Annotated in this window: 18 protein-coding genes and 1 other annotated feature; of the genes, 14 read left to right on the forward strand and 4 right to left on the reverse strand. The window is 47.7% G+C overall.

Features of this window, described 5'->3' with window-relative positions:
- The first annotated feature begins 20 nt into the window (after positions 1–20).
- The 6 genes from ACESZH_RS15960 (at position 21) to ACESZH_RS15985 (ending at position 6,196) form a co-directional block, all read left to right on the forward strand.
- Positions 21–1,520, forward strand: a complete 1,500-nt coding sequence (locus ACESZH_RS15960) for an arabinose isomerase (RefSeq protein WP_373217761.1) — start codon at positions 21–23, stop codon at positions 1,518–1,520.
- An 85-nt stretch (positions 1,521–1,605) separates the two neighbouring features.
- On the forward strand, positions 1,606–2,643 hold the full coding sequence (locus tag ACESZH_RS15965) for a rhamnose ABC transporter substrate-binding protein (protein ID WP_373217759.1): 1,038 nt from the start codon (positions 1,606–1,608) through the stop codon (positions 2,641–2,643).
- 257 nt (positions 2,644–2,900) lie between these two features.
- Positions 2,901–3,509: an RNA polymerase sigma factor gene (locus tag ACESZH_RS15970; RefSeq protein ID WP_373217757.1), complete on the forward strand. Its 609-nt coding sequence runs from the start codon at positions 2,901–2,903 to the stop codon at positions 3,507–3,509.
- Positions 3,460–5,094 (forward strand): DUF4179 domain-containing protein, encoded by a 1,635-nt coding sequence (locus ACESZH_RS15975; RefSeq protein WP_373217756.1) that lies wholly within the window; start codon positions 3,460–3,462, stop codon positions 5,092–5,094. Before ACESZH_RS15970 ends, ACESZH_RS15975 begins: the two co-directional genes overlap by 50 nt.
- A 131-nt stretch (positions 5,095–5,225) precedes the next feature.
- Positions 5,226–5,912, forward strand: coding sequence for a TIGR00266 family protein (locus tag ACESZH_RS15980; RefSeq protein ID WP_373217754.1), 687 nt, complete (start codon positions 5,226–5,228; stop codon positions 5,910–5,912).
- 29 nt (positions 5,913–5,941) lie between these two features.
- Entirely contained in the window at positions 5,942–6,196 is a 255-nt protein-coding gene (locus ACESZH_RS15985) for a kinase (protein WP_373217753.1), read from the forward strand.
- Between the two features lie 106 nt (positions 6,197–6,302).
- Here ACESZH_RS15985 and ACESZH_RS15990 read toward each other — a convergent pair whose 3' ends face one another.
- Complete coding sequence (locus ACESZH_RS15990) at positions 6,303–7,418, reverse strand: FAD:protein FMN transferase (RefSeq protein WP_373217752.1); 1,116 nt, start codon at positions 7,416–7,418, stop codon at positions 6,303–6,305.
- 87 nt (positions 7,419–7,505) lie between these two features.
- Between ACESZH_RS15990 and ACESZH_RS15995 the strand changes: the two genes are divergently transcribed.
- Entirely contained in the window at positions 7,506–7,694 is a 189-nt protein-coding gene (locus ACESZH_RS15995) for a DUF6472 family protein (protein WP_373217751.1), read from the forward strand.
- Between the two features lie 15 nt (positions 7,695–7,709).
- Here ACESZH_RS15995 and ACESZH_RS16000 read toward each other — a convergent pair whose 3' ends face one another.
- Both ACESZH_RS16000 and ACESZH_RS16005 read right to left on the reverse strand, forming a co-directional pair.
- Positions 7,710–8,354, reverse strand: a complete 645-nt coding sequence (locus ACESZH_RS16000; protein WP_373217749.1) for a GNAT family N-acetyltransferase — start codon at positions 8,352–8,354, stop codon at positions 7,710–7,712.
- A gap of 18 nt (positions 8,355–8,372) precedes the next feature.
- Positions 8,373–10,388, reverse strand: coding sequence for a M28 family peptidase (locus ACESZH_RS16005; protein WP_373217748.1), 2,016 nt, complete (start codon positions 10,386–10,388; stop codon positions 8,373–8,375).
- A 182-nt stretch (positions 10,389–10,570) separates the two neighbouring features.
- On the opposite strand from ACESZH_RS16005, the gene ACESZH_RS16010 reads away from it, so the two are divergent.
- The 4 genes from ACESZH_RS16010 to ACESZH_RS16025 all read left to right on the forward strand — a co-directional run bounded on the left by ACESZH_RS16010 (position 10,571) and on the right by ACESZH_RS16025 (position 13,785).
- On the forward strand, positions 10,571–11,164 hold the full coding sequence (locus tag ACESZH_RS16010; protein ID WP_373217746.1) for a GNAT family N-acetyltransferase: 594 nt from the start codon (positions 10,571–10,573) through the stop codon (positions 11,162–11,164).
- A gap of 21 nt (positions 11,165–11,185) precedes the next feature.
- Positions 11,186–11,329, forward strand: a sequence feature (ribosomal protein L10 leader region).
- 49 nt (positions 11,330–11,378) lie between these two features.
- Positions 11,379–11,918 (forward strand): 50S ribosomal protein L10, encoded by a 540-nt coding sequence (gene rplJ / locus ACESZH_RS16015; RefSeq protein ID WP_373217745.1) that lies wholly within the window; start codon positions 11,379–11,381, stop codon positions 11,916–11,918.
- A 60-nt stretch (positions 11,919–11,978) separates the two neighbouring features.
- Positions 11,979–12,350, forward strand: coding sequence for a 50S ribosomal protein L7/L12 (rplL, locus tag ACESZH_RS16020; RefSeq protein WP_373217744.1), 372 nt, complete (start codon positions 11,979–11,981; stop codon positions 12,348–12,350).
- A 94-nt stretch (positions 12,351–12,444) separates the two neighbouring features.
- On the forward strand, positions 12,445–13,785 hold the full coding sequence (locus ACESZH_RS16025; protein WP_373217743.1) for an MATE family efflux transporter: 1,341 nt from the start codon (positions 12,445–12,447) through the stop codon (positions 13,783–13,785).
- On the opposite strand, the gene ACESZH_RS16030 is transcribed toward ACESZH_RS16025, so the two are convergent.
- On the reverse strand, positions 13,780–14,661 hold the full coding sequence (locus ACESZH_RS16030) for a helix-turn-helix domain-containing protein (protein ID WP_373217742.1): 882 nt from the start codon (positions 14,659–14,661) through the stop codon (positions 13,780–13,782). The two genes, ACESZH_RS16025 and ACESZH_RS16030, sit on opposite strands and share 6 nt — an antisense overlap.
- Positions 14,662–14,729: 68 nt before the next feature.
- Between ACESZH_RS16030 and ACESZH_RS16035 the strand changes: the two genes are divergently transcribed.
- From ACESZH_RS16035 to ACESZH_RS16045, 3 genes are all read left to right on the forward strand, one after another.
- A complete protein-coding gene (locus ACESZH_RS16035; protein WP_373217741.1) occupies positions 14,730–16,322 on the forward strand; it encodes an ABC transporter substrate-binding protein in 1,593 nt (530 codons plus the stop codon).
- A gap of 187 nt (positions 16,323–16,509) precedes the next feature.
- A complete protein-coding gene (locus tag ACESZH_RS16040) occupies positions 16,510–17,430 on the forward strand; it encodes an ABC transporter permease (RefSeq protein ID WP_373217740.1) in 921 nt (306 codons plus the stop codon).
- A gap of 11 nt (positions 17,431–17,441) precedes the next feature.
- Complete coding sequence (locus tag ACESZH_RS16045) at positions 17,442–18,278, forward strand: ABC transporter permease (RefSeq protein WP_373217738.1); 837 nt, start codon at positions 17,442–17,444, stop codon at positions 18,276–18,278.
- Positions 18,279–18,282: the final 4 nt, after the last annotated feature.

Below are 18,282 nucleotides of genomic sequence, written 5' to 3' on the forward strand. Positions count from 1 at the left end.
TGGGCTGAAGGAGGCGCAAAATGAACGGATTAAAGAAAATAAAAAATCCACTCAAAGCGAGAATCGGAATATACAGTGCTGGTCTTCACACTTACTGGGATCAGTTTGCGGGATTAAAGGACTGCCTGATGGAGTATAACACATTTATCGCAAAGAAGCTTGAGGAATTCGGAGAGGTTTACAATTTCGGACTGGTTGATACGGAAGATAAAGGGCGTGAAGCCGGGGAGTTTTTCAATAAAAATAATGTAGACATTGTATTTTCCCACGCAGCGACCTACTATACAAGCGCCTGTGTACTTCCGGTCCATCAGATCAGCAAGGCTCCGGTGATCATCCTGAATCTGCAGCCTGCTGCGGAAATGGCATATGAGGCAACAGGTACGGACCGCTGGCTGGCACAGTGCGTGGGCTGCTCGATCCCGGAAATCTCCAATGCCTTTAATCGTGCGGGAGTGGTATTCCGGGCAGTGAACGGACTTTTGGGGCTGGATTACACACCTTCTTTTGCAAAGGCAGATGAGGTCACCTGCGACAGACCGGAGGCAAAAAAGGCCTGGAAGGAAATCGGAGAATGGTGCAGGGCGGCAGGTGTAAAAAGAACCCTGCAGCACGCGCGGTTTGGTTTCCTGGGTGGTTATTACAGCGGAATGCTGGACATGTACAGCGATTTTACCATGCTTCAGGCGCAGACGGGGATGGACATTGAAGTACTGGAAATGAGTGATCTGGATTCTTATCTGCAAAAGGTTACAGATCAGGATGTTCAGGAAAAACTGGAACAGATTGAAAGTTTTTTTGAGATTTCAGGAGATTCCCCTTCCGATCCGATCGCCAAGAAACCTACAGAGGAGCAGCTTGACTGGTCTGCGAGAGTGGCTGCGGCTCAGGAAAAGATGGTGCGCGACAGGAATCTGGACAGCGTTTCCTATTATTATCATGGAAGAGATGACCATTTCGAGGAGGTACAGAGCGGGTTTATTGTGGGCTTTTCCCTTCTGAATGCACAGGGGATCGCCTGCTCCGGTGAGGGGGACATCAAAACCGCCCTGGCAATGAAAATTGCAGATATCTGCGGCACAGGCGGAAGCTTCTGTGAGATCGTGGCGGCAGATTTTAACCGGGATACTATGATTCTGGGACATGACGGGCCTTTCCACTTTGCGATCTCCAAGGGAAAACCGATCCTGCGCGGCATGGGCGTTTACCACGGAAAAAGAGGAAGCGGCGTGTCCGTGGAGGCGAAGGTAAGGCCGGGAGCTGTCACCACGCTGGGCGTGACACAAACCGGAGACGGCAGATTGAAATTTAACATCAGTGAGGGAGAGGCGATTGACGCACCGATTCTTCTGAACGGCAATACGTCCACCCACATCCGCTTTGCGGAGAAACCTGCAGAGTATATGGACAAATGGTTTGTGGAGGCTCCGACTCACCATTTAGCTCTTTCTGTGGGACACAATGCTGGGCTGTTTAAAAAAGTGGCGGAGCTGATGGATATTCCGTATGCCATTTATTAAAGGAGCTGTAAATTCGATACTGACACCATGGGGTGTTTGGGTATAAACCACCATATTACATTTTTCAAAAAGGAGGAAACAAAAAATGAAGAAAAAAATAATCAGTGTAGTTCTTTGTGCGGCAATGACAGCAGGCTTAAGCGCTGGCACAGCTACCGTTGCTTTTGCGGAGGGGACAGCAGAGGGAAAAACCTTCGCGATCATTACAAAATCAGCCGGAAATCCATACAATGAGAAAGAAGCAGAGGGCTTCCAGGAAGTGATTGAGGCAGAGGGCGGTACAGTCATCGTAAAGCATCCTGAGACTGCAACTGCAGACGCGCAGATTTCTGTAATCCAGTCCCTGATCTCACAGGATGTAGATGCAATCGCCATTGCCGGAAATGATATTAACTCCTTACAGGCGTCTCTGGAGGACGCAATGGCAGAAGGGATCAAGGTCAGCAGCCTTGATGCAAGCGTAAATCCTGACAGCAGACTTACACATGTAAATCAGGCCGGTGTCCAGGAAATCGGACAGGCACTTATGGATGCTGTTTATGATATTGCAGGCGGCGAAGGCGACTGGGCGATCCTTTCCGCAACATCTCAGGCAACCAACCAGAATGCGTGGATCGATTCCATGAAAGCGATCATGGAAGAGGATGAAAAGTACAGCAAGCTGAATCTGGTAGAAGTAGCTTACGGCGATGACGAGCCGCAGAAGTCAACAGACCAGACTCTGGCTCTCCTTGAGAAATATCCGGATCTGAAGGTTGTATGCGCACCTACAACAGTAGGTATTGCAGCTGCTGCAAAGGTTCTTCAGGACGGCGACACAGACGTGAAGCTGACAGGTCTTGGACTTCCTTCCGAAATGTCTGAGTATATTGGGGATGACGATGCACACTCCTGCCCATACATGTTCCTGTGGAATCCGGTTGACGTAGGACGTCTCAGTGCTTACACTTCAATCGCACTGGCGAATGAGGAGATCACCGGAGCGGAAGGCGATACCTTTACAGCAGGGGATATGGGAGATTATGAGGTTGTAGCTGCAGGAGACGGCGGTACGGAGATCATCTTGGGCGCACCATTTAAATTTGACCCATCCAACATTGAGGAGTGGAAAGAAATCTACTAATGTAAATCAGACCCGTTATCCGTGGAAATAATATAGTTTCAGTTTTAAGCCAGCCCGGTTTGAGCCCGGTCTGGCTTAAGCTGTTTTTGGGGAAGCTTTTATATTTTTCTTGTGCTGGAAATAAAAATTGTTTAACATAAAAATTAATGAAACCTTTTTTAAGTCTGCTCCATCTAATAGGTGTAAGAAACAAAAAATGATCATTCGAATGAGAGAAAAGGCCGTGCGGCTTATTTAAAGAAAGGAGGGCTATATAAATGAAAAATCTTGTAGAAAAGGCAGTTCGCGGAGACACAGACGCATTTTTAGAACTGATGGAAGCGAATTCCCTTGCCATGTACAAGGTAGCCCGTGGAATATTAAGGAATGACGATGATGTAGCAGATGCTATACAGGATACAATTCTTAGCTGTTTTGAAAAAATACATACCCTGCAGAAGCCGGAATATTTTAAAACCTGGATGATACGGATTCTGATCAATGAATGTAATCAGACCCTGCGGCATTACCAGAGAGTGAATATGCCGGGAGAGCTGCCGGAAACGCCAAGACAGGACCAGTCGCTTGCGGAATTTGAATTTAAGGAAATGCTGGATCTTGTGGATGAGAAATACCGTGTCATATTGGTTCTGTATTATGTACAGGGATTTCGGATCCCGGAGATCGCAGAGCTTTTGGAGTTGAACGAAAACACGGTAAAGACAAGGCTGGCAAGGGCAAGGTCACAGATCCGCGGCGTTTATTTTCAGGAAACAGAAGTGAAGCAGGAATCAGGCAGCAAGATAGGATTTTCCAGTATTAAAGGAGGAATTTCAGATGAACAAACAGATCAGATTTCCAGAATTAGAAAATACACAGTTGGATAAAGAAATCAAAAAGACCATGGAAAGAGAGTTTCCTCTGCCGGAGAAGGTTGAAAATGCGCAGAAAGCAGCTTTTGCACAGATCAGAGAAATGCAGGCAGAGAAGGAGACTCAGAAATCAGAGAAAAAGCAGGCATATGCCAATGCAGTTGCGGCAAAAACAAGAAAGAAGAATAAGAGAGGTGCTTTTTTCAAGTCCTGCGCCGGCCTGGCGGCGGCAGCAGCGGCTTTCTCCGGGGTTTGCATTGTAAACCCGGCATTTGCAGCACAGATACCGCTGGTGGGACATGTGCTCGAGGAGCTTGGCGAGAGCCTTGGATTTTCTGGTGATTTCAGTAAATATGCGAAACCGCTGGAGGAGCCGGGAAGCGTGGATGCCAGCGGCACAGCGGTATCGTCCAGTGATAACGGAAAGGCGCTGTATACCCAGACACATGATGGCATGACAGTCACCTTGTCTGAGGTTTACTGCAATGATGCGGCCTTATATGTGAGCATGATCATCCGCTCAGAGGACAAATTCCCGGAAACCATGACCTGGGATGATAACACGCCGATCATCAGGCTGCTGAGAAGCACTATGAATTTCAGCTATAACGGCGATGAACAGCATCTCTTCGGTGTGGAGGATTCCCTTGACGGAAAAATGATAGATGAATATACCTATGCAGGGGTGCTTAGATTTGACCTTTCTTTTACCGTGGATACTTCAGATGCGGATGGATTTAATGAGGCATACTATGAGTTCCTGAAAGGCTTGGGCGTTACGGAGGAGGAAATCGACAATTCACCGGAGGAAGCGGAAGAAAAGATCAAGAATCTGCTGGGAATTGACGAGATTACCGATGAAACGATTGCAGAAGCAGGCGGACCGAACTGGAAGGATTATGAATCCAGTGTCAAGATACCGGACAGCTTTACCGTAGACTTTACAATACCTCAGATTATTGGAAATAAGCCGGATGCACAGCTTCCGGAAATGCCGGAGGATATCCGGGCGGAATACGAGCAGGCAATGAAGGACAATGGACTCGGGCTTACGGATGAGGATTATGCAGGCTTTACGGAGGAGCAGAAGGAAATCGAGCATGAGCTTTTCCAGAAAATGTGGAATGCTTATGATGAGCGCTATCCGGAAGCTTTGGAGCAGCCAAACCAGTATGAAAACTGGTGGGTGGATGGCCCATGGGAATTTACCTTTGATGTGACCAGGGACGACAGCCAGACGATCGTCAAAGAGATCAATGATGTAGATGAGAATGGCCTTGGCCTTGTATCTGTGACAAAAACACCCTTTGAGGTGACCATTCAGGACGGACAGGGAGCAGATTACTTTACTGTTGCTCTGGACGCGGACGGAAATATCATGGACAACGGTAAATTCGGTGGAATGGCGAATACGCTGGCTATCTCGGACCGTGATATATCTAAGATCGATATCTATATCTGCGATTATGATGAATACATGGACGAATTGAAGGGTTATTATTATTCCGATGATTATGAGGAGAAAAAGAAGGAGAAAACCTTTAAGCAGCTTCTTGATGAGAGAGCGCTTTATCATAAGGAGATTTCTTTTGAGGAATAAAAACAGCTGAAAAATAAATGCTACAAATTTCCCCCGCCGGCTGGTATAATGGCAGTAAATGGAATCCACACAGCGCAGGTTGGCTGCCTGTGAGTTGATGTGCAGCCCAAAAGGGCAGGAAGGAGTGCCAAATGAAGTACGAAATCAAGGGGGAAACCCTTCCCGTTGTAATCTGTTATCTGGAAGACGGCGAGAGGATGATCACGGAGGGCGGCGGAATGGCCTGGATGTCGCCTAATATGAAGATGGAGACCAGCTCAAACGGTGGAATCGGAAAAGTGTTCGGACGTATGTTTTCCGGGGAAAAAATATTCCAGAATTTTTACACAGCCATAGGCGGAAAGGGAATGATCGCATTTGCATCCAGCTTTCCGGGCTCTATCCGGGCATTTGATATCACGCCGGGCAATGAGATTATTGCGCAGAAGAGTGCATTTCTTGCAAGTGAATCAGGAGTGGACTGCTCCGTTCATTTCAGCAAAAGATTCAGCTCAGGTCTGTTTGGAGGCGAGGGCTTTATTATGCAGCGGTTTTCGGGACAGGGAACCCTGTTTGCAGAGTTTGATGGCCATGTAGTGGAATATGACCTGAAAGCAGGACAGAAAATTGTAGTTGATACGGGGCATCTGGCAGCCATGAGCAGTTCCTGCAATATGGACGTGGTGACTGTACCAGGCGTCAAAAATATGCTGTTCGGCGGTGAAGGCGTTTTCAATACGGAGATCACCGGACCGGGACATGTATGGCTTCAGACTATGCCGATCAGCAATGTGGCATCGGCATTAAGACCATATTTCCCCACAGGAAATAACGATTAGTCGTTAAGAAAGATAATGGGGTATGGAGGATGAGGCTGAATCTTATACAGGAAGCATTAAAGAAGAAAAAGATCAAGTATGATTACACAGAGGTCGATGGCTGTGGAAGTATTGATTTTATGTTCCGGGGACTGAAATTCCATATCTGGGAATATGAGGATCACGCCTGGGGCGTGGAAACCAATGTTTTCGATGCCGGGCGAAGCCAGGACATTGAAGACAATTACGAAGAAGTGATTGCGGGAGAGATCCTCTCCTGGCCTGATATGCTGCCGGGAAGTTGAGCGGCATGTGCAGAAAGGTGTGGCAAAAATATAGGCGGAGATACTGCAAAGCAGGATTCTCCGCCTTAGTGCGTTTCAGACCTTTTTCCGGAGAAAGACAATAAGCTCATTTCTTTGAGTCAGAGGGAAGGGAAGCATAGCCGGTATCTGTTGGAATCATACGGATATTTTCCGAAAAATTCTCCGTATAGTGAAGCTCATAGTCACTGGTGATAAACACTCCCTGTACATCATCAAGGGACTGCAGATATTCAAGCCCTTTTTCCAGACCAAGTGCAAAGCAGGATGTGCTTAAGGCATCTCCGTCCACAGATTTGTCACAGATGATGGTGACGGAGACCAGGCCGTTGTCATAGGGATAGCCTGTACGGGGGTTCAGGATATGATGGTAGAGCTTTCCACCCTGCTCAAAATATCGTTCATAAATTCCCGAGGAAACAACGGACTTATCCTTAATTTCCATAATGGCAATCGTTTCATTACGGTCTGCAAAAGGCTTTTGGATTCCAATCTTAAAGGAGTCGCCGGAGAGCTTTTCTCCAACGCAAAGTACATTTCCACCAAGGCTGATAACTGCACTTTTTATTCCCTGGGAAAGAAGATATTCTTTCATTCTGTCCGCAATATAACCCTTGGCGATGGCGCCAAGATCGAATTCCGTATCCGGAGAGGGAAGCGTCACGGTCTGTCCCTGCACGGTTACCCCTTCGTAGCCGCATTTTTCTACAGCAGCCTGGATATCGTCTGCCGGAGGTACAGATGGTTCCTCGTCATGAAAGTCCCATAAAGAGGACAAAGGCGCAATGGCAGCATCAAAGGCTCCATCCGTTTCCGTGGAATAGGAAAGCGCCGCAGATAAAAGCTCAGACAGGGGCTGGGAGATTTCATAGGTATCAGCAGTCCCCTTCATTGTGGGAAGGAGACGGTGATTTAAACGGTAGAGCTCACTGTCCTCTTTTGTCCTGCTGAAGATTTTTTCATACTCATCGCACAGATCAATACAGTGGGTGAGGATATCCTGGTCCTGGGAATCGTAAAGGGTTACGGTTACAACCGTATCCAGCTTAAAGCTTGTCTGGGAAAACGGTTCAGCCGCCGTCTGGGTGTTTTGGGTCAGGACGGATTCCTGGGCGCTGTTCCCGGTTTGCTTTCCGCATCCGGAGACAGCCAGGACAGCGGCGGCAAGTAATATTATAAGGTAAGGCATTGATGATTTTCGCATATTTTCTCCTGTCCGTACAAACTAAAATGGAAATTCGCATGAATGTATGGTATGCTTTTCCCAAGACAGCCGACAGGGGGAAAACAAATGGGAAAAAGTAATGGTTCAAACTGCGAATATTGTGTCAACTATTCCTACGATGAGGATTATGAGTGCTACACCTGCGAGGTAAATCTCGATGAGGATGAAATGGCGCATTTCATCATGGGGGATTTCCGCCAGTGCCCATATTTCCAGATGGGAGATGAGTACAAGATCGTGCGGAAGCAGATGTAGGCGCCGGGAAAGCGTTTACTCTGCCTGCGCCTCCCGGATCATGCAATATTGCTTCAGGTTAAAGTGGGGCTTTTCCACAACACCGTAGACCTTGAAGCCTAAATGCTCATAAAAGGAAACATTATTGGGATTATGGGTTTCCAGGGAAACCAGCATTTTGTGCACCTGGGCATAATGAATGACTTCATTCATCAGCATCTCGGCAAGGCCGTGGTGCTGGTGTGCAGGATCCACTGCAAGATAGATGACATGAAGCCGTTCTGTCTGGTGGAGCTGATCCGTCCAGCTTGAATTCAGGTAATCCTTTCCGTAAATAAAGTTCCAGAATGTTTTAAGGCTGGGATCCTCCTTGATCAGCCATCCCTCTGTGGAAAGGGTGGCGCGGATCCTTACCGCATAGTGGTGGAACAGGCTGTAGGGCTTTGACTCATCGGAAACCACCAGCAGACTCTTAAACTCCGGACTGTCCGCATAAATCTCGCATGTCTCAAAAAATTCTGTCAGGTCACAGGAAAACAGCTCTGGCTGAAGCCGCTCTCTTGTTTCTTTGTCCGGTATCAGCGCTTGATATAACGGGTCCTCAGCAAAGCATATGGTAAGAAGCTGCTGCAGCTTTGGCAAATCTTCCTTCTGAACCCTGTATAATTTCTCGCTTGTCATAAAATGTCTTCTCCTCTTTTAAAACTCCAGTTCCTTTAACAATTGAATGGTATGTTCTGCCGCTTCGGTCATATAACGGATGTCGTCCTTCAGACAGGATTTCTGCCTGCGAAGCGCCGCATCCAGGCGTCTGATCTCCTCATCCAGCGAGTCAGGCGGTGACTGCAGACAGCTTTTTAATCTCTGTACAATGCCATAAAGGTTTTCATGATGAACGATGCGTCCATAGCCCCACATCAGCCGCTCCTTTGGCTGGTGGAGAATATATTCCGTAAAATGGTAGTATACCTCCTCGTCAAACAGAAAGGCATACATATTATTATCTACCTTGTAAAGTGCTGCCAGCGCCCGGCGCACATCTCCGGCGTTCAGGGCATCCAGGGCGGACTGCAGTTCCTGGAGATTCCACTGGGCCGCCTCTTCGGGGAAGATAACCTCATCATGCCAGTTCAGGCGCACAAAATAATCCTGTGTTTTGCGGAAAATATGGTAAAGTGCAGCTCCTTCCCTGGCATGTGCCTGACGGAAAGCGATGCGGGACTCCGGGGTGTCAAGGGTCAGGTATTCCTGATTCACATGGCAGATTTTTTCGTAAACTTTATCGGAAAGAACGGCAGCCTGGTCTAAAAGCGTGACCAGCTCTGAGCTGCTGCGTCCTGCCAAGGCACACATGGGCTCATTGACCGAGGAAGCGGCAGCCCGAAGCATCTTCCCGAAATCAAAGGGCGGAAGTACCAGTTTGTCTATGGTCATTACCAGCTTTAAGTAGCATTCATGATGGAAACGGTAGACAGGCTCCTGGTACAGCTCCTGGTTGTCATACTGGGAGTGATAGTAATTCTGCATAAACGGTCCTGCACTGAAATCATTGACCATGGAAGGAATTCCGGCGATTGCCATGGAAAAGTCATCGGACCAGGTTTCAATAGGATACAGTACCGTCATGCCGTCAGGAAACGCTTCCCTCGGGACTTCCAGGGTATCCACGAATTTTTTTATAAAATCAGCATACTCGTAGGTGCAGCGTACTGCGTCGCGGGTATTGTGGGCATGGGCAGGAAGCTCGAAATTCAGGTTTGCGATCACCTTGCCCTGCCAGTCGGGATGAATGCGGAAAACCTGGTTGTAGGCTCCGGTGGACCAGTCATATTTGGAATCGATTACACCCCATTCCTCCGCTGCCATGGCACAGAAAACGAGGGTATGGGCAGGCTGATAGCCTCCCTTTATCAGGGCGCGTGCAATGCCCAGCATCAGGGCAACTGCGGCGTTGTCATCCTGGAAGCCGTCAAAATAGGAGTCGTAATGAGCGGAAAGCAGAATCATGGAATCTGTTTCCGTACCCGGAATCCGGCCTGTGATATTGGCGGAGGTGACATCCGGCATGACCCTGGAGCTGGCGTCCAGCCAGACAGTGACGTTCTGTTTCGTCATCATGGATTTCAGAAGCCCGGCATCAGCCTGGGAAAGGGAGAATGCCGGGGCAAAGTCCGGCCCTGCAATGTCCTGGGCATTTAGAGCGGTATCTGCTATCTCTCCGTAACCCTGTGTCTGCACGGCAATAAGAGCGGCAGCGCCTTTTAGATATGCCTGATATACGGGAAAGCTGATCCACCACTCATCCCGCTGGTTCATATCCACCATGACCAGCTTGCCACGAACATCCACGCCTTCATAGTCCGCAGCAGTGCCCTTGCCCAGATAAACCAGCTCATAGGGCTGGAAGCCATCAGTGGAAAAATCAGTCTGATAGCCGCCCATCTGACAGATATGCTCCTGGCCGTCCGGCGCAGTAAATTTCAGAACCGCTTTTTCAAATTCCCAGCCGTCCAGACGGAAGGTATCCTTTGTGACCTGGGAAAGTCCGATGCGCTGCATTTCTTCAAAAAGCAGCTCTCCGGTAGCGCGCTCAGCCTCGGAGCCGGCAGTCCGGTAACCCAGAACCGGGTTGGTCTTATTTGTCTCCATCCTTTTGGCAAGGCGGTAGGAATAATCCGTATCCAGAAAGGAAAGGCATTTTTCTTCTATATTCAATTTCATCGCCCCTTTTGTAAATCAATCTTTTTTACAAATGCCATTCTAGCACAGTTGTTTTAGGGAAACAAGCAAAGAGGGATGGGAAATGAAATGCGGAGATCTGTGCATTGGAAGATAGGGTATACAGAAACGGGAAAAAGGTGTACAATATGTAAATGCTGAATTAGAAAGGTAAAAAAATGAAGCTTTATGATGTTTTTAAAGATGGAAAAAAATACAAGGAAAAGGTTTATGAGCTGTATCAGGAGGCGTTTCCGGAGGAAGAAAAAAAGCCGGTAGGAATGCTGGAGGAGCTTGCAAGAAGGGGAATGCTGGAAATCCTGGCTGTTGTGGACGATGAAGGGGCGGAGCGATTTGTAGGGCTTGCCATTAATATGACTGAGCCATCCCGCAAAGCACCTGAAGGGGAAAAGGAAACAGCGCTTTTGGATTATTTTGCGATTTCGCCGGATGTGCGGGGCGGCGGTTACGGAAGTAAGGCGTTGAAGCTGCTTCTGGAACGATTCTCCGGGAAAACATATATTTTTGAAGTAGAGATGCGGGATGAGGCAGCACCTAATGCCGCAGAGCGCCAGCGGAGAGTGGCATTTTACCTGCGGGGCGGATTAAAGGAGACAGGGCTGTTTGTCCATGCCTATGATACGGATTTTGAGATCCTGACCCCGGACGGAAAGGTGACATATGAGCAGTATGTGGGATTTTTGACAAGGGTTATGGGAGAAGCGGAAATGAGACAGGTGGTAAATCCCACACTTCTGCGAAAAAATGCTTGACATCAATTCCAAAACATGCTATTCTTTCAAAGAACGCTGCCGAAGACAGTAGGTGCCGTAAGGCATAAGGATGAAAACGCCTACCGAGGATTAAGTATTCTTTACTTTATGAGAGAGATTACGTATAGCCTTACTGTCATGCAGTAAGGTATTTTTTTTGACTTACTCATTGCGACGGCGGTATATCAAAATCTATAAGGAGGTGTACCATTTCATGGCAAAAGTAGAACTGAAACAACCAATCGTAGAAGAAATCGCGAACAGCATCAAAGACGCACAGTCAGTAGTTCTGGTAAACTACAGCGGTCTTACTGTTGAGCAGGATACTATTTTACGTAAGGAATTAAGAGAATCCGGCGTTAATTATAAGGTTTACAAAAACACTATGATGCGTCGTGCATTCGAAGGTACTGCATGTGCAGAACTTGATCAGCACTTACATGGAACAAACGCTCTGGCCATTTCCGCGACAGACGCAACTGCTCCTGCAAGAATCCTGGCAAAATATGCAAAACAGTATCCGGCACTTGAATTAGTAGCTGGTATCGTGGAAGGAAACTACAATGACCAGGCTGGAATCCAGGCTCTGTCCCAGATTCCGTCCAGAGAAGAACTTCTTGGAAAACTGCTTGGAAGCATCCAGTCTCCGATCACCAACTTTGCTCGTGTGCTTAATCAGATCGCAGAGGCAGGCGGAGCTGCTGCAGCAGCAGAAGCACCTGCAGCAGAGGCTGAGGCACCAGCAGCAGAATAATTAAACGGAAAAATAAAAATCCAAATTAAATTAAAAAATCAAAAATGGAGGGAAATTAAAATGGCAAAATTAACAACAGAAGAATTTATTGCGGCAATCAAAGAATTATCCGTATTAGAGTTAAATGACTTAGTAAAAGCTTGTGAAGAAGAGTTCGGCGTATCTGCAGCAGCAGGTGTTGTTGTAGCAGCAGCAGGCCCTGCAGAAGCAGCAGAAGAGAAAGATGAGTTCGACGTAGAGCTGACAGAGGTTGGCCCGAACAAAGTTAAAGTTATCAAAGTTGTTCGTGAAGTTACCGGCTTAGGTCTGAAAGAAGCAAAAGCTGTTGTTGACGGTGCTCCGAAGGTTGTTAAAGAAGCAGCTTCCAAAGCTGAGGCTGAGGACATCAAAACAAAACTTGAGGCTGAAGGCGCTAAGGTTACTCTTAAATAATTTAAAAACAGAGACGGCACATGGACAAAAGCCATGTGCCATCTTTTTGCCCTTTTTTAGGAATATGAAGTGTAGAAGGAGATAATACACAATTATGGAGGGAACACAGGAAAGGATGACTGAGGGGGCAATTGGAAGAAAAATCCTTCGGTTTGCTATGCCTTTATTTTGGGGGAATCTGTTTCAGCAGCTTTACAACATTGCGGATACCCTGATTGTGGGTAATCTTCTGGGAAATACTGCTTTGGCTGCAGTCAGCTCTACAGGAAGTCTGGTATTTTTGCTGGTCAGTCTGTTCAATGGAATATCTATGGGGGCTGGAGTTGTTGTTTCGCGTTTTTGGGGGGCAAAGGATACCAGAAATGTACAAAAAGCTGTGCATACTGCTCTGGCATTGGGCCTGAGCGCAGGAGTGGCGGTATCTGTATTCGGCGTGCTGGCAGCGCCCAGGATTTTGGTGTGGATGGATACACCGCAAGAAGTGCTGAAGCAGTCAGTTATTTACATACAAGTGTATTTTGCCGGGGTATTGGGAATGATCATGTATAACTGTTGTATGGGTGTTATGCAGGCAGTGGGGGATAGCCGCCATCCTCTGGAGTACCTGATCATTTCGTCTGTGCTCAACGTGGTTTTGGATCTGGTAATGATTATCGTATTCCACATGGGAGTGGGAGGCGCAGCGTTGGCAACGGTGATATCGAACTTTATCAGCTTCTTTCTCTGTCTGCTGCGGCTGACCAGGGTAAAAGAGGACTATCAGGTATCACTGCGCAAAATCAGGTTTGACCGGAGCAGTCTGAAAATGATCATTCGTTACGGCCTTCCTTCCGGCTTGCAGAATTCAATTATTTCTCTGGCCAATGTAGTGGTACAGTCTAACATCAATACCTTCGGAGAGATGGCCATAGCCGGCTGCGGTGCTTACTCCAAAGTAGAAGGCTTTGGTTTTTTGCCGGTTACCAGTTTCACCATGGCAATTACTACCTTTGTAAGCCAGAATCTGGGGGCGAAGGAATACGAACGGGCGAAAAAAGGTTCGCGTTTCGGAATATTGTGCTCCATGTTGATGGCTGAGGTTATCGGTGCGCTTATTTTCCTGGGGGCACCGCTGCTGATCAAGGCTTTTACAAGCGAGCCGGAAGCAATTGGTTTTGGCGTACAGAAGGCCAGAACCTGTACCCTGTTTTTCTGCCTGCTGGCCTTTTCACATTGTGTTTCTGCAGTCCTTAGGGGAGCAGGACAGGCGGTGACGCCGATGGTGGTCATGCTGATATTCTGGTGTGTGGTCAGGGTGGGATTTCTGACTATATTTACCCCGATTTTTCAGAATATCGCAGTAGTTAACTGGGTCTATCCCCTTACCTGGAGCCTGAGCTCGATTACGCTGCTGTTCTGCTATCTTAAGTCTGACTGGCTACATGGCTTTTTATGACTGCAGCCTGCGTGACGGCCGCGAAGGAGCGGGATTCTGCGGAGCAGAGGGCGAAAGGTAAAAAATATTTTCTGGTGGATAATCTGTAAAGTCAGGAGATGTCCACTTCTTCAGCAAAATCTCATTTACGATGGGAGTCTGGTAGTTTACCATCTTTTCCTGTCGTTCTATATTTCGGCACTCCCGGGGCTGTATACCGGAAAAACGAAGAAAATCACGGTTAAAGCTCCGCGGTGAGGAATAGCCGCATCTTAATGCAATTTCATTTATTGGAAGATCCGTCTGCACCAGCATCCGGTGGGCGGTATTGATACGGATCGAGGAGATATAGGTGCGCAGATTGCATCCCATATTCTGATTAAAAAGGCGCGAAAGCGCATATTTAGACATTCCGAGTTCGTTTGCAATGGACTCTTCCGTCGTGTCTTCAAAATGGTCGCTTATATAATTCAAAACCAAATTGTAAGGGGTTATCTCACGAGGTGCCTGACGGGGCTGGTGAGAAAGCGCAGTGCTCACATGGGACAGCAGCATGTTGATATAGCCTGTGACCGTGTACAGATTTTGGGAGGATACCCGTGTGTCTGTCAGAGAATGTATGATGGGATATAAAGAACCATCGCTTTTCAGACAGCAGGAGGTTGATCCCTGGGTCTGTACAAGCTGAGTAAAACGGGGAACCTCACTGGGAGAGCAGGCAAGAACCAACGACACGGAGCTGTTTTGGGTAACGTAGCTGTGGGGAACATTGTTGGCAATAAAAATAAGATCGTTTGGAACCGCTTTGATTTTATGGTTCAGGATCGCCACATCAATATTGCCCTCCAGGACAAAGAGAAGCTCATATTCTAAGTGCGTATGTTCCAGATAGGTCATGTTTTTGACCGTGCTGTAGCATATACAAGCCCCGGGAGTTTCTGTATATAACTGCGGAGGACATTATTATGAAAAAGAGCAAATTGAGCGGATTATGGAAAAAAGCTGCTGTTATGTCTGTGGCGGGTATTCTGGCTGCTTGCATGGGAGTCACAGTAGGAGCTGAGGAAGCGGAATATAAGGATACCCTTATTGTCGCTGAGTACGGCGATTCCGATTCACTGGATCCGCAGAAAAACGTATCCCATGAAAAAATCATGAGAGAGCTGTATGAGGGTCTTCTGGAAATTGACGCGGAAACAGGCGAGTTTGTGGGAGCATTGGCAGAAAGCTGGGAGCACAGCGATGATTACATGACCTGGACCTTCCATCTGCGCCAGGGCGTAAAATTTGCAGCATCCGGAAAAGAGATGACCTCTGCGGATGTAGTGGCCACCTTTGACCGTCTGCTGGACAAAGAAAATGCGGGACGATATACACAGAACGTGGAATTCATCGATACGGTTACAGCACTGGACGATTATACGGTGGAGATGACACTGGCATATGAGTATGGTGCTGTGGAGGATACCTTTACACAGGCATGTACCTACATCATGAATGCAGACTACCTTGAAGAGTACGGAAGCGACATCGGATTTGATCCGGCTACGATCGACGGTACAGGACCATATAAGCTGGTAAGCTGGGATATGGATGAGGAAGTTGTACTTGTAGAAAATGAAGAGTGGTGGAGAGGCGAAGTTGGTACGCCAAATCTGATCTTCAAGATCATTCCTGAGGAAGCTTCCCGTGCTATGGCCATTGAAACCGGTGAGGTAGATGTAATGGACCGTCCTGGTGTCGATGATGTACAGAGACTGGAAGAGACAGAAGGTCTGGTAGTATTTAATAAGCCGGGTTACGGTCTTCACGGATTCCAGTTCAACTGCTCCGAAGGACGTGTATGTGCAGATACAAAGGTTCGTCAGGCAATCGTAAACGCAATCGACAGTGAGACGATCTGCCAGGCACTGTACGGCAGCATCGGTGAGACTGCTACACATGCTCCGCTGGCACCTCAGTATTTTGGATATACGGATATGGGCGTACAGCCTTATGACGTAGAGAAAGCAAAAGAGCTTCTTGCAGAAGCAGGATATGAGGATGGCATGGAGCTGTCTGTCATGACCTATGACGGATACAACAAGGGCGTTGAGCTGGCAGAGTGTATCAAAGCAAACCTGGCAGATGTTGGCATCAATGTAACCATCGAGGCAGTGGACGGAGCAACCTTTACCGCAGCAGTGAACGGAATCACTCCTGAGGAAATGCCATGGGATATGTTCATCATGGGCTTTGGCGGTCTGGGCGGTCTGGACTGTGACGGATGTCTGCGCCGTGTATTTGTAACCAGCCCCGATGGACTTAACACCAACAATTACGGTTGGTATTCCAATGAGCGTGTAGATGAGCTTTTGAACGGCGCTATTGTGGAAATGGATCAGGATAAACGTCGTGAAATGTACGCGGAAGCAGAGCAGATCGTATATCTGGACGATCCGGTTGCAGTGTACTTCAATCTGCGAAGCAGCATCTTTGTAATGACCGATAAGGTGGAAAACTTCTCCATGAGCGCTACCCAGCGTGTAGAATTCGAGAAGATCAAGGTTCGCGAGTAACACGGTGTCAAATAAGAAATATTAAGTAAAATGTTGGAGCCATTGTGCCGGGTATCCGGCACAGTTGCTCCACATATTTTTATTCTTATAGCACTTCGGAATTTTTCAACAGAGAAATGGTTGCTGGCGCAGCCGCGCTTCGGCGCGAGTGTGCGCCAGAGCACACTTTTTAATAGAGGAATTGTTTATGCTTAAATATATTGTGAAACGCATTTTACAGATGATTCCCATGCTGCTGATCCTGTCGGTCGTGGTCTTCTGTATGGTCCGCCTGATCCCGGGAGATCCGGTTACCATGAATCTGGGTATGGGCGCCGGAAAAGATGCGATTGCGGCAGAGACGGCGCGGCTGGGACTGGATAAGCCGATTTGGGAGCAATATCTGATCTGGATGAATAATCTGCTGCACGGGGATTTCGGCACCTCGATCTCCACGCACAAGGAAGTGCTGTATGAGATCACCCGCCGCTATCCGACTACTTTCCGTCTGGCTTTGGGAGCCACTCTTTTTTCTACTGTGGTAGGAGTTGCTTTCGGAATCCTGGCATCTGTAAAACACGGAAAAATAACAGATAATCTTTTGATGGTGCTGTCTCTGGTATCTGTTTCCACGCCGTCCTTTTTTCTGGCAATGATACTGATGTTGATTTTCTGTCTTCAATTGGGGCTTTTGCCGGTGAGCGGTTTTGATACGTGGAAGCATATGGTGCTGCCTATCATGACTTTGGGAATGCAGGAGGTTGGCTACATAACGAGAATTACCCGTTCCTCCATGCTGGATGTCCTGGGGCAGGATTATATCAGAACCTCCCGTGCCAGAGGTGTGGGAGAGCTGACCGTTACCTGCGTACATGCGCTGAAAAATGCCATTATTCCGGTTCTGACCTCTGTCGGCCTGCGGTTTGGTTCTCTTCTGGCAGGGGCAACACTGACAGAAACGGTGTTTTCTATTGCCGGTATCGGTCGTCTGACAGTAACTGCGGTATCACAGCGTGATTACCCGCTGATCCAGGGGTGTATTCTGGTACTGGCTGTTACTTTTGTTGTGGTAAATACAATTGTGGATATTCTTTATACAGTGGCAGATCCGCGTATTAAATTTGAGTAAGGGGGCAGAGGATGAAACATACTGTATTTCGACGTTTTTTAAAGCGTAAGGTATCTGTAGTCGCTGCCGTTGTTTTGCTGGTCATCATTGGATTGTGTGTATTGGGACCTATATTTATCCACACGGATCCTTTGGAACAGAATATTCTCAGCGCCTACCAGGAGCCAAGCAGTGAGCATTGGTTTGGCACCGATAATCTTGGTCGTGATATTTTTATCCGCATACTGGTAGGTGGACGGAATTCCCTTTGGATCAGCTTTGAAGGAGTGATTTTAGGCACCTTTGTGGGAGTAATGCTGGGTGTATTTGCAGGATATTTCGGAGGAATTGTGGATACCCTGATCTCACGTTTTGTGGATATTCTGCTGGCGTTTCCGGGGCTATTACTGGCAATCGCGGTAGTTGCCGTATTGGGGAACGGTATGCAGAATACAGTGATCGCGATTTCAATCTTTTCCATACCAACCGTGGCGCGCATGGTGCGCAGTGAGGTAATTTCCCTGCGGGAAAATGAGTATATTGCGGCAAGCCGGGTAATGGGAGAGAGCAATGTTCGGGTTATTTTTACCCATATCATACCGAACGCGGTTTCGCAGATCATCGTAAATGTGACGCTGCAGCTTGGAACGGCTATTTTGATCGCTTCATCCCTGTCATTCCTGGGATTGGGCGTTACCCCTCCAGATCCGGAGTGGGGTTCCATGCTGAGCCAGGCAAGGGATGTGCTCCGGTCTTATCCGATGCAGGCAATCATTCCGGGTGCTGCTATTACACTGGTAGTTATGAGTTTCAGTTTAGTTGGAGATGGGCTTCGGGATGCACTGGATCCCCGTCTGAAAAATGTGTGAGGTG

This window comes from Ruminococcus sp. 5_1_39BFAA (assembly GCF_964240875.1).
In the GTDB taxonomy this organism is placed as follows: domain Bacteria; phylum Bacillota; class Clostridia; order Lachnospirales; family Lachnospiraceae; genus Blautia_A.